The 13277-nt window shown below is 40.5% G+C and carries 10 protein-coding genes; all 10 read left to right on the forward strand.

Going from position 1 to position 13277, the window contains the following annotated elements; translation table 11 throughout:
* The 10 genes from dnaA to NQ541_RS00050 all read left to right on the forward strand — a co-directional run bounded on the left by dnaA (position 1) and on the right by NQ541_RS00050 (position 13200).
* Entirely contained in the window at positions 1–1371 is a 1371-nt protein-coding gene (gene dnaA, locus NQ541_RS00005; protein WP_005608458.1) for a chromosomal replication initiator protein DnaA, read from the forward strand.
* Between the two features lie 338 nt (positions 1372–1709).
* On the forward strand, positions 1710–2819 hold the full coding sequence (gene dnaN / locus NQ541_RS00010) for a DNA polymerase III subunit beta (protein WP_005608461.1): 1110 nt from the start codon (positions 1710–1712) through the stop codon (positions 2817–2819).
* 9 nt (positions 2820–2828) lie between these two features.
* Positions 2829–3044, forward strand: a complete 216-nt coding sequence (locus tag NQ541_RS00015; protein ID WP_005608463.1) for an RNA-binding S4 domain-containing protein — start codon at positions 2829–2831, stop codon at positions 3042–3044.
* A gap of 69 nt (positions 3045–3113) precedes the next feature.
* A complete protein-coding gene (gene recF / locus NQ541_RS00020) occupies positions 3114–4199 on the forward strand; it encodes a DNA replication/repair protein RecF (protein ID WP_044905062.1) in 1086 nt (361 codons plus the stop codon).
* Between the two features lie 11 nt (positions 4200–4210).
* Positions 4211–6145, forward strand: coding sequence for a DNA topoisomerase (ATP-hydrolyzing) subunit B (gyrB, locus tag NQ541_RS00025; RefSeq protein WP_005608467.1), 1935 nt, complete (start codon positions 4211–4213; stop codon positions 6143–6145).
* 208 nt (positions 6146–6353) lie between these two features.
* A complete protein-coding gene (gene gyrA, locus NQ541_RS00030) occupies positions 6354–8879 on the forward strand; it encodes a DNA gyrase subunit A (RefSeq protein WP_005608468.1) in 2526 nt (841 codons plus the stop codon).
* 197 nt (positions 8880–9076) lie between these two features.
* On the forward strand, positions 9077–10258 hold the full coding sequence (locus NQ541_RS00035; protein WP_167528438.1) for a YARHG domain-containing protein: 1182 nt from the start codon (positions 9077–9079) through the stop codon (positions 10256–10258).
* A gap of 306 nt (positions 10259–10564) precedes the next feature.
* Positions 10565–10774: a pro-sigmaK processing inhibitor BofA family protein gene (locus tag NQ541_RS00040; protein WP_044905192.1), complete on the forward strand. Its 210-nt coding sequence runs from the start codon at positions 10565–10567 to the stop codon at positions 10772–10774.
* Positions 10775–10976: 202 nt separating this feature from the next.
* A complete protein-coding gene (locus NQ541_RS00045; RefSeq protein WP_005608477.1) occupies positions 10977–11987 on the forward strand; it encodes a P-loop NTPase family protein in 1011 nt (336 codons plus the stop codon).
* Entirely contained in the window at positions 11980–13200 is a 1221-nt protein-coding gene (locus tag NQ541_RS00050; RefSeq protein WP_005608478.1) for a CpaF family protein, read from the forward strand. Before NQ541_RS00045 ends, NQ541_RS00050 begins: the two co-directional genes overlap by 8 nt.
* The last annotated feature ends 77 nt before the right edge of the window (positions 13201–13277 follow it).

A 13277-nucleotide genomic window follows, 5' to 3' on the forward strand; every position in this document is an offset into this window, starting at 1 on the left:
ATGAACATTGTAGAAAAAAATTGGAATCAGATATTAAATAAGATGAAGCAGGAATACTGTTCGTCAAATATTGCCTATAATACCTGGGTTGCACCTTTGACTGTCTATGAAGTCAAAGATAATACTGTATACATTCTTGTCAAATTAAAGGCAAGTCTTGAACATATTGAAGAAAAATATCTGCTTCCTTTTAAAGTCTGCATCGCTGAGATTACCGGTGTAGAATATGAAGTTGCCTTTGTTACGGAAAATACCGCCGTAATTCAGGAAAAAAAGGACATTGCAGTTAAAAATACCCGTGTTAATGCAATTTATGAAAAAGCAAATCTGAATCCGAAATATACATTTGATACCTTTGTTGTCGGAAGCAACAACCGTTTTGCACATGCTGCTTCTGTTGCGGTTGCTGAATCTCCGGGCGAAAGCTACAATCCTCTTTTCTTATATGGAGGTGTAGGACTTGGAAAGACTCATCTGATGCACTCGGTTGCCCATTATATTTTAAAGCACGATCCGTCTAAAAAGGTACTTTATGTAACCAGTGAGACCTTTACGAATGAACTGATCGAAGCTCTGAAAGTCGGTAAAAATGGAAATGAAATGGCTATGACCAGCTTTCGTGAAAAGTACCGGAACAACGATGTGCTTCTCATCGACGATATCCAGTTTATTATAGGTAAGGAAAGTACACAGGAAGAGTTTTTCCATACCTTTAATAATCTGCACCTTGCCGGAAAGCAGATCATCATCTCCAGTGATAAACCTCCAAAAGATATGGAAACACTGGAGGCCAGACTTCGTACCCGTTTTGAATGGGGTATGATCGCAGATATTTCCTCACCTGATTATGAGACAAGAATGGCGATCCTGCGTAAAAAAGAAGAACTGGACGGACTGGAAAAATACCATATTCCAGATGAAGTTATGCAGTATATCGCCAATAATATCAAATCCAATATCCGTGAGCTGGAGGGATCTCTGAATAAACTGATTGCACTTTCTAATCTTGAAAATAAACCGATCGACATTCCTCTTGCTGCCGAAGCATTGAAAGATATGATTTCACCGGATGATAACCGTGCCGTTTCACCGGAATTGATCATTGAAGTCGTTTCCGAACACTTTAATGTACCTGTTGCTGAACTGAAAGGCAAAAAAAGGAATGCTGAAATCGTACTTCCACGCCAGATTGTCATGTATCTTTGCAGAAATATGACTGATACACCGTTAAAATCCATTGGTGCATTACTTGGTGGAAAGGATCATGCATCCATCAGCCATGGAGTTAAAAAGATCGAACAGGATATGAAGACAGATGAAGCTTTAAATAATACTATTAATATTATCAGGAAGAAGATCAATCCTATTTAACAGGAATTGTATCTGCCTTTTATTCCCTTAACAGTAAACTATTATGTTGATAACTATGTAGATAAAGTGTGGATTCTTATGTGGAAAAGATATGGATAAGTTTACCATTGATTTTCAACAGATTTTTATCCCCACAGTTTCCACAAGAAATTATTTTGATATCTACAGAGTTTTCCATATGCGAAAAGCCTTAATTTATAAGGGCTGGAAGTAGTTTTTCACTTATCCACAGCCCCTATTACTGATAAGACGGAATTTTTTTCATTTATATATCTATAAAAGCCGCCCCGGAACTTTATCCACAAACCCGGTACGGACCCGAAAGGAGTTATCATCATATGAAAATTATTTGTACGAAATCAAATCTTGTAAAAGGAGTCAGCATTGTTTCAAAAGCTGTTCCATCTAAGACAACCATGCCAATCCTTGAATGTATTCTTATTGATGCTACTACAGATGTTGTAAAGCTGACAGCAAACGATATGGAACTTGGCATTGAGACATCTATTGATGGCGACATTGTTGAACGTGGTATTATTGCCCTGAACGCAAAAATCTTTTCTGAAATCGTAAGAAAACTTCCGGACAGTGAAGTTACGATCGAGACAGAATCCGATAACCAGGCTCTGATTACCTGTGAAAAAGCAAAATTCAGCATTGCAGCTCAGTCAGGAGATGACTTCTCCTATTTACCTGCAATCGAAAGTAATGATTTTATCACGGTGTCTGAATTTACATTGAAAGAAGCAATCCGTCAGACCATTTTCTCTATCGCTGATAATGATACGAACAAAATGATGACCGGAGAATTGTTCGAGATCACAGAGAATGTTCTGAAAGTAGTATCTCTTGATGGTCACAGAATCTCAATCAGAAAGATTGATCTGAAAGATTCTTATGAACCAAGAAAAGTCATTGTTCCAGGAAAAACTCTGCAGGAGATCAGTAAAATCATTGGAGGAGAAGCTGAAGCAGAGGTCCAGATTTCATTTACAAAGAACCATATTGTATTTGAATTTGACAGAACAGTTGTTGTATCAAGACTGATTGAGGGAGAATATTTCAGAATTGATCAGATGCTTTCCAGTGACTACGAGACAAAAGTCCGGGTAAATAAAAGAGAATTACTGGATTGTATCGACCGTGCGACACTTCTGATCAAAGAAGGAGACAAGAAGCCGATCATCATTGATATCAAGGATGATGCAATGCAGATGATGATCAAATCACAGATCGGTTCCATGGATGAGGTAATTCTCTGTACAAAAGACGGAAAAGATCTGATGATCGGATTTAACCCGAAATTCCTGATCGATGCACTGAGAGTCATTGATGATGAAGAAGTAGATCTTTATTTCATGAATGCAAAAGCTCCATGCTTTATCAAGGATGAGGAACAAAGTTATATTTATCTGATTTTGCCGGTTAATTTTAATGCGGCAGTTTAGGAGAGAAAAATGGAACAATTTAAACTTCGTGAAAGTGATGAATTTATCAAACTTGGACAGGTACTGAAAGCTGCCGGACTGGTAGAAAATGGTGTGGAAGCAAAAGAGGTCATACAAAACGGACTGGTAGCTGTCAATGGTGAGATTGATACAAGACGTGGCAGAAAGCTGTATCCGGGCGATACAGCAACTTTTGATGGAAATGAAATAAAAATTGAAAAATAGTTGGAAAACGTGTAAAATAGCATATGAGAGTCTGTCTCAGGGATGCTATTTAGCGGTAGTGGGACAGATATGGTTATCAGATCTTTAAGATTAAAAAATTATAGAAATTATGATCTGCTGGATATGTCCTTTGATCCTAAGACGAATATCCTGTATGGCGATAATGCACAGGGAAAGACGAATATTTTAGAGGCTTTGTATTTGTCGGGAACGACAAAATCCCACAGGGGAACAAAAGACCGGGATATGATCCAGTTCGGGCATGATGAAGCACATCTTGAGATGGTCGTTGAAAAAAAGGGGCTTACTTTTCAGATCGATATGCATTTGAAAAAGAACAGTCCAAAAGGAATTGCAATCGACCGTATTCCGATCCGCAAGGCAAGTGAATTATTCGGAATCGTACATTTTGTATTTTTTTCGCCGGAAGATCTGAACATCATCAAAGAGGGACCGGCGGGAAGACGAAGATTTATCGATCTTGAGCTTTCGCAGCTTGATAAGATTTATTTGAGTAATCTGACGAATTATAACCGGATCATCAATCAACGCAATGCGTTGCTGAAAGATATTTATAATCATCAGAATCTTGCGGAGACACTGGATATATGGGATATGCAGCTTGCGGAATATGGTACAAGAGTACTGGAAAGACGCCAGCAGTTTATTGAACAGGTAAACGGGATTATTTCAGATATTCATTATCGCCTGACCGGTGGAAAGGAACGAATCTGTCTGTCATATGAATCGGGAACAGGCGGACGTTCACTGGAAGAAGCTTTGAAGAGGAACCGCGACAGAGATCTTCGGATGAAGAGTACTTCTGTCGGACCGCACAGAGATGATATCTGTTTCCTGAGTGGAGAGCTGGATATCCGGAAGTTCGGATCGCAGGGACAGCAGAGAACAACTGCGTTATCGTTAAAACTGGCAGAAATCGAGCTGGTAAAGCAGATGATAAAAGATACGCCTGTACTTTTATTGGATGATGTGTTGTCTGAACTGGATAAAAGCAGGCAAAACTATTTATTGGACAGTATTCATGATATTCAGACTGTAGTAACGTGTACGGGACTGGATGAATTTGTGAATCATAGATTTTCAATCAATAAAGTGTTCCATATCCAGGATGGAACGGTAGCAAAAGAAAACTAGGAGGTTGGAGAATGGGTGCATCAGGTACAGAATTTGACGCTGAATATGGAGCGGATCAGATTCAGATATTGGAAGGCTTGGAAGCCGTAAGGAAAAGACCCGGAATGTATATAGGCAGCACCTCTGTCAGAGGACTCCATCATCTTGTCTATGAGATCGTGGACAATGCGGTGGATGAGGCTTTGGCAGGATATTGCGATAAGATTGTTGTGGATATCAACAAGGATAATTCGATCACAGTTACAGATAATGGACGTGGTATTCCTGTAGGTATCAACCATAAGGCGGGTCTTCCAGCGGTGGAAGTTGTATTTACCATCCTTCATGCCGGCGGTAAATTCGGCGGTGGAGGCTATAAGGTATCCGGTGGTCTTCATGGAGTTGGTGCATCTGTTGTAAATGCCCTCTCAGAATGGCTGGAAGTAGAAATCTGCCATGAAGGAAAAATTTATAAGCAGCGTTATGAACGGGGAAAGGTATGTTATAAGCTGCGGATCGAGGGAGACTGTGATCCAGAGCTGACAGGGACAAAAGTAACATTCCTTCCGGATAAAGAGATTTTTGAGGAGACGGTTTTTGATTATAATACGTTAAAGCAACGTTTCCGTGAAATGGCATTTCTGACCAAGGGACTGAAGATCCAGTTGCGGGATCTTCGGGAAGAGGAAGTCCATGAGCATACATTCCACTATGAAGGTGGGATTAAAGAGTTTGTTACTTACCTGAATAAAAGCAAGACTCCTCTTTATGACCAGATTATTTACTGCGAGGGAATGAAAGATAACGTTTATGTTGAGGTTGCAATGCAGCATAACGATTCTTACAATGAGACGACATATGGTTTTGTAAATAATATTACAACACCGGAAGGCGGAACGCATATTGCAGGATTCAGAAGCGCATTAACGAAGACATTTAATGATTATGCAAAGAAAAATAAACTGCTCAAAGAAAGCGAACAGCTTTCGGGCGATGATATCCGTGAAGGACTGACGGCAATCATCAGTGTCAAGATCGAAGATCCACAGTTTGAAGGACAGACCAAGCAGAAACTCGGTAACAGTGAAGCAAGGGGAGCGGTTGATAATATCGTGCGTACCCAGCTTGAGATCTTTTTAGAGCAGAATCCGAGTGTCGCAAAGCTGACGATTGATAAATCCATGATGGCACAGCGTGCAAGGGAAGCGGCAAGAAAGGCAAGAGACCTTACGAGAAGAAAATCTGCCCTGGAGGGAATGTCTCTTCCGGGAAAACTGGCAGACTGCTCAGATAAAGATCCTTCCAAATGTGAGATTTATATCGTCGAGGGAGATTCTGCCGGCGGTTCAGCGAAGACGGCCAGAGACCGTGCAACGCAGGCAATTCTTCCGCTGAGAGGAAAAATTCTGAACGTGGAAAAAGCACGTCTGGATAAAATTTACGGAAATGCGGAGATCAAGGCAATGATCACTGCATTCGGAACAGGTATCCATGATGATTTTGATATTTCAAAACTGAGATATCATAAGATCATTATCATGACAGATGCCGATGTAGACGGTGCCCATATCAGTACATTATTATTGACATTTATGTATCGGTTTATGCCTGATCTTATCAAAGAAGGATATGTATATCTTGCACAGCCTCCGCTGTATAAGCTGGAGAAAAATAAAAAAGTATGGTATGCATACAGTGATGAAGAACTAAATCAGATCCTGACAGAAGTTGGAAGAGATAATAATAATAAAATTCAGCGATACAAAGGTCTTGGTGAGATGGATGCCGAGCAGCTTTGGGATACGACCATGGATCCTGAACATAGAATCCTTCTCAGAGTTACGATGGATGATGAAACTTCCTCCGAACTCGACCTTACTTTTACCACACTGATGGGAGATAAAGTAGAACCACGAAGAGAATTTATCGAAGAAAACGCAAAATACGTACAAAATTTGGATATATAGTATTTAACAGCGACGAGCCATACAGTTTGTTCAGGAGCAATGGCGAGTTTACCCGGCAAGTGCTTTTGAACGAACTGTGTGGGTTGGCATTGGAAATGCCAACCCAGCGAGAAAATCGTAGATTTTCGAGATGGCGAGGAGCGTGAGTTCCGCAGGCTGTTATACTGAAAAATTCTCACCAATATCGACAGAATTAAGGAGATAAGAGATGGAAGACAATATTTTTGATAAAGTCCATGAAGTCGATCTGAAAAAGACGATGGAAACTTCCTACATCGATTATGCCATGAGTGTAATCGCATCCCGTGCCCTTCCTGATGTAAGAGACGGATTGAAGCCGGTACAGCGAAGAATCCTGTATTCAATGATCGAATTAAATAATGGCCCGGATAAGCCACACCGTAAATGTGCCCGTATCGTCGGTGATACAATGGGTAAATATCATCCTCACGGAGACAGCTCAATTTACGGAGCTTTGGTTAATCTGGCACAGGAATGGTCTACTCGTTACCCACTGGTAGATGGACATGGAAACTTCGGTTCCGTAGACGGAGACGGAGCAGCGGCCATGCGATATACAGAGGCACGTCTGAGTAAAATTTCCATGGAAATGACTGCTGACATCAATAAAGACACAGTAGATTTCACACCAAACTTTGATGAGACGGAGAAAGAACCTTCAGTTCTTCCATCAAGATTCCCGAATCTTCTTGTAAATGGTACATCAGGAATTGCCGTAGGAATGGCAACCAATATTCCGCCACACAATCTGAGAGAAGTGATCGCAGCAGTAGTAAAGATCATTGACGATCAGATCGAAGATAAAGAAGAGACAACGATCGAAGAAATTTTGCAGATCATTAAAGGACCTGACTTCCCGACGGGTGCAGAAATCCTTGGTACAAGAGGTATTGAAGAAGCATACAGAACAGGTCGTGGAAAGATTCGTGTGCGTGCAATTACCAATATTGAGCCGATGCAGAATGGAAAAAACCGGATTATTGTAACGGAACTTCCATTTATGGTAAATAAAGCAAGACTGATTGAGAAGATTGCAGAGCTTGTAAGAGATAAGAAAATCGATGGAATCACAGATCTGAGCGACCAGTCGAGCCGTGAAGGTATGCGGATCTGCATCGAACTGCGTCGTGATGTGAATCCGAATGTGATTCTGAATCAGCTTTATAAGCATACACAGTTGCAGGATACATTTGGCGTTATTATGCTGGCACTGGTTGGCAATCAGCCAAAAGTAATGAATCTCCTGGAGATGCTGAATTATTACCTGAAGCATCAGGAAGATGTAGTTACGAGAAGAACAAAATATGATCTGAATAAAGCTCAGGAAAGAGCCCACATTTTAGAGGGATTACTGATTGCACTGGATAATATTGACGAAGTGATCAAGATTATCCGTGGTTCTCAGAATGTTCAGATCGCAAAGCAGGAATTGATTAAAAGGTTTGGTCTGTCAGAAGTTCAGGCTCAGGCAATCGTAGATATGCGTCTGCGTGCATTGACCGGTTTGGAAAGAGAAAAGATTGAAGCAGAATATGCTGAATTGATGAAGAAGATTGAAGAATTTAAGGCGATTCTTGCAGACAAAAAGCTTCTGTTAGGTGTAATTAAAAAAGAAATTCTTGTGATTTCTGAAAAATACGGAGATGACAGAAGAACCCGTATCGGATATGACGAGTTTGATATTTCCATGGAAGATCTGATTCCACGGGAAAATGTTGTGATTACCATGACAAAACTTGGTTACATCAAGAGAATGACGATGGATACGTTCAAGAGTCAGAACCGTGGCGGAAAGGGAATCAAGGGAATGCAGACGCTGGAAGATGATTATATCCGTGAGTTGTTCGTGACAACGAGCCACCATTATATCATGTTCTTTACAAATACAGGGCGTGTTTACAGAATGAAAGCATACGAGATTCCTGAGGCAGGAAGAACTGCAAGAGGAACTGCGATCATTAATCTGCTTCAGTTGATGCCGGAAGAAAAAATTACAGCGATCATTCCGCTTCGCGAATATGAAGAAGGAAAATATCTGTTCATGGCAACAGAAAAGGGACTTGTCAAGAAGACACCGATTCAGGATTACGCAAATGTAAGAAAGACCGGCCTGGCAGCGATTGCACTCAGAGAAGATGATCGTCTGATCGAAGTAAAAGTAACGGACAATACAGAGGATATTCTGCTTGTTACGAGAGATGGTATGTGTATTCGTTTCAATGAGACGGATGTACGTTCTACAGGACGTGTATCCATGGGAGTACGCGGAATGAATCTGACGGACAACGATGTAGTGATCGGAATGCAGACTGCAAGTCAGGGAACGGATCTGCTCATCGTATCTGAAAAAGGTATGGGCAAACGTACCAATATGGATGAATTTACACGACAGAACCGTGGCGGTAAAGGTGTGAAATGTTATAAGATCACTGAGAAGACCGGAAATGTAGTCGGTATGAAAGCAGTGGATGAAGACAGCGAGATCATGATTATCAATACGGAGGGAATCATCATCCGTATGAAGTGTTCTGATATTTCTGTATACGGAAGAATTACTTCAGGTGTGAAGTTGATTAATCTGAAAGAAAAAGATAAAGTTGCAAGTGTTGCAAAAGTAAGAAAAGCTTCTGCAGAAATTGACGGAGAGCAGGTAGAAATCTCTGATGGAGAAGAACCTGAAAGTGAAGCGTCAGACAATTCAGAGGAATCATAGATTCGGGAAGAAGAAGTAATTCTACTTTAGAAATAGAGGAAGAAAAGCTGATCGCACGACAGAAAAAAACTGCCGTGCGATTTTCCTTTTAAAAAGAAAAAGATTGGTGTATGATAACATCAAAGACAAATAAAAAGATCAGAGTCGGGATAAGAGCGGCAGTGCAGAAAAGTAATTTAGACAGAGGGGGCGAAAATATGAAGAAGAAAGAGCAGAAAAAAGTTCTGATCCAAAAAGGAATGACAGTAGGAATGATATTTCTTCTTTTACTGGTGGCAGAAGGATGTCAGAAAAAAGATACCTCAGTGACAGATCCGTTGGATTCCAATATAAAGCAGGAAGAAACACAGAAAAATACAGATCAGAAAAATGAAGATTCTGATACTGAAAAATCAGATCAGAATAAAAAGGATGAGTCTTCATCTGCAGAGGATAATGTAGATAATGAAGAGAAGGTTGACGATCAGAATCTGGAGAAGGTTGCATTTTTAACTTATGAGGAAATACTGTCAGATGAAACTTCTATTTATGATGAGGATCAGTTAAAAAAAGCAAAAGAAGTATTGGAAAATGGAACTTATGAAAATGCCTCAAATACCGTTATAAAGGATGGTTCTTTTATTTGGGTGATGATTCCGCAGGATTCAGGTATGCAGAAGACCTATTATCTTGTGTGCAGATCAGAAGATGCAGGAAAATCATGGGAATATATGCAGGAAGAGTATGCGGTGACAGCCGGGATTGACGATATCTGTTCCAAAGATGGATTTATTTTTTTGACATCGGGTTCGGGAATGAACTGGTCGAAACTTGAAATTTTTGCTGAAAACGGAAATAAAAAATATACAGGTTATGACCGTGAAGAAATTCTTCCTGAAAAGTATCAGTTGCTGGCGGAGAGAGCGTGTGCAAAAATTAAAAAAGTTGATACTAAAAAGAAGCAGATAGAACTGGAATGGTATGGAGTTGAAAATCAGAAAGAAGCATTTTTAACAGAGAAGTTATCCTTTAGTGGTAAAAATATAGAATTTGATTCAAAAGTAGAGGATTACCGTGCGTACCGTGAACAGGAAGAAAAGACAGGATATACTTTTGCAAAGGCAGATTCTGAAGTACTGAAAGAAGAGGATCTCAGAAAAATTTACGACCAGGAGAAATTGATCGGTGAGGTTTCTCCTGCGTATTCAATCCGAATTGCGATTAATGAAATTTATGCCAGAAAAGGATATGATTTTACAGGTACGGCTTATGAAAATTATTTCAGTCAGAAGAGCTGGTATGCTCCGGTAAAGGGAAAGATCGTGCAGGAGTCGGAAATTAATCAGTACGAAAAAGAAAATATCGATTTACTCGTAAAACTGGAAAAAAATTATAAATAAATGGTAAAAAAATGGTTGGAAAAGAGACTGACCGTTGAGAAAAAAATAAACGGCATCCGCAGTAAAATGTGGATGTCGTTTTTTCACTTATCCAATCTGATTAAAAGTAAGAAAAAAGTTTATAGTGTGGATAAACCGGGCAGAGGTTGAAGATAACTGTTCTGAAAAAATCAAAGGATGTGGAAAACGTATGAAAAAATTGTGGAAAATAAAAAAGTGGAGTTCTGCAGTATTTCAAAGCATAGGAAAAAGTTCCAGGGAATAAAATAGAGCAAGGAGTAGTCATGGAATATGAGGAACGGGAAAATGAAAAAGAAGATTACAGGACTGATCCTGCATTTTTTCGCAAGGGCAGTGGTTGGAATGATGTTGATATTTATAATAAATCAGTGGGTGCTTCCGGCTGATTCTTCAATTAATGTGGGATTAAATCCTGTCTCCTTTTTGACATCCGGAACCCTTGGTATTCCTGGGGTCTGCCTGCTTTACGGAATTACTTTCTATCAGATTTTGTGAGATTTTAACAAAAAGTAATTTTTTGAAATCAGGGACTGGACAAACGAAAAAAGGCTGTATATAATGCGTCTTACACGACAGGCAATCACCTGTTGTCGCACCGGTTGAAGGGGAAAGACCGGTGTCTCTAAGTGCCGGAAGTGGACATCCGGCAGCTTTTATCTTTATTCGATGCTGCAGGTTCGCAGCAGTAATTCAAGTTATGATATGTGAAAAAGCAGAGGAAAGGAGTGGTCAGGCTCAATTTGTAATCTGCGATGTTCAGAGAGAATATGCAGAAAATCTGATGAACATTATTTCGGAAAAATTAAAAGAGGAGTATCAGTTTCACCTCTTTTGGAATCTTCAGCAACTGAAAGAGTTTTCAGAGAAGATGCCGATCAGCAGACTTCTTATAGCGGAGGAATATCCGGTAGAAAAGAGAAAAGAGATTTTAGCAGAAAATCGTTATCTTCTGACGGAAAAAAGGAGTCAGGAAAAAGAGCGGGAAGGAGAGGATGACTGGTTTCAGGAAGAAGTTCCGGTTTACAGATATCAGAGTGCAGAGATCATTTTGCAGAAAGTAACCGGCAGGATGGAACTGAAAGAAAAAGTGGTAGCGGATACATCGGTACGCGGGCTGATCGGAGTTTATTCGCCGATCCATCGGATCGGGAAGACCAAATTTGCTATTCGTACTGCGAGGCAGTTGGGAAGAAGTGTCCCGGTATTATACCTGAATCTGGAAGGGAACTCAGGAGATAATTACTATTTTCAGAACAGGGAAGGAAATGACCTTGGAGACCTTTTGTATTATATGCGGCAGGACAATATGAATCTTGGCTTGAAGCTTGTCGGTATGATCAGGCAAAAAGGCGGAGTGGATTATATCCCGGCGATCAGAAATGAACAGGACTTCAGGAATGTGGATCGTGAAGAATGGCTGCGTCTGTTTGAGGCAATTCTGGAAAAAAGTATTTATGAGATCCTTCTTCTGGATCTTGGGGACAGTATCAACGGACTTTATCAGATACTGGAAAATTGCGGAAGAATTTATACACCGTATATTGACGAGGGAATCGCAAAGGCAAAGCTGGATCAATATGAAAAGAGTCTGCGGATTTCCGGTCATGGAGAAATTCTTTCCCGGACAGTGAAAAAGAGGATTGGACGAACCAAAATGCAGGAACGGTATCTTCCAGGAAAAAGAGGGGAGGCTCAGAAAGATGAATGAAAGAAGGGCTGAACTGATTTATGGACAGGTGTTGCAGCGGATGGATATGACCAGAGAGACCGGAGATGAGGAACTTCAGGAACTGATCCGTATGACACTGGAAGAAGCTTCAGAAAAAGAATATCTGCCGTTGAATGAAAAGATTGAATTGAGCAGGGAACTATTTCATGCATTCAGAAAGCTGGATATCCTTCAGGAATTACTGGAAGATCCGAAAATTACAGAAATTATGGTGAATGGAACGGATCATATTTTTTATGAAAAAGGCGGGCGGTTGTTTCGGTCAGAACGAAAATTCATGTCAGAAGAAAGGCTGGTTGATGTGATCCAGCAGATTGTAGGTGAGGCAAACCGGTATGTTAGTGAGGCTTCACCTATCGTGGATGCAAGACTGAAAGATGGATCCCGTGTCAATGTAGTCATGAAACCGGTGGCGGTAAACGGACCGATCCTTACGATACGAACATTCCCGGAAGAACCATTGACGATGAAGAAGCTGATCGACTGTGGAAGTATGACAGAAGAAGCGGCACAGTTCATCAGAAAATTGGTTATTGCAAAATATAATATTTTCGTGAGTGGAGGAACGGGTGCAGGAAAAACTACATTTTTGAACGCAATGTCGGATTTTATACCGAAAGATGAGCGAATCATAACGATTGAAGATAATGCGGAAATGCAGATCAGAGGAGTGGAGAATCTTGTGAAACTGGAAGCGAGGGGAGCAAATCCGGAAGGAGAAGGAGCTGTGACGATCAGAGATCTGATCCGCTCGGCCCTGAGAATGAGACCGGACAGGATCATTGTAGGAGAAGTCCGTGGAGATGAAACGGTTGATATGATTTCATCTGCCATGCTGAACGGACATAGTGGGTCAATGTCCACAGGACATGCAAATAATCCTACTGATATGCTTCACAGACTGGAGACGATGATGTTGATGGGGATTGATCTTCCTTTAGCGGCAGTTCAGAGACAGATTGCTTCGGCACTGGATATTATTATCCATCTCGGAAGGTTAAGAGATAAAAGCAGAAAAGTACTACAGATTACAGAAATTGAAAAATATGAGTCTGGCAAGATTCATACAAGGACTTTATATGAGTTCAGGGAGGAGGGAATGGAGCATGGAAAAATTAAAGGAAGACTTATGAAAGTGGCTGAGCTGTCGAATCAGGAAAAGCTCATGGCTGCAGGATATAAAGAAGCATGAATATCTGATTGGTCTTGCAAAGAGTACGGTTATTTTCGGACTGATCCTGTATTTATTTTATGAGTCATTTCTGCCCG

This window comes from [Ruminococcus] lactaris ATCC 29176 (genome assembly GCF_025152405.1).
GTDB classification, from domain to species: Bacteria; Bacillota; Clostridia; order Lachnospirales; family Lachnospiraceae; genus Mediterraneibacter; species Mediterraneibacter lactaris.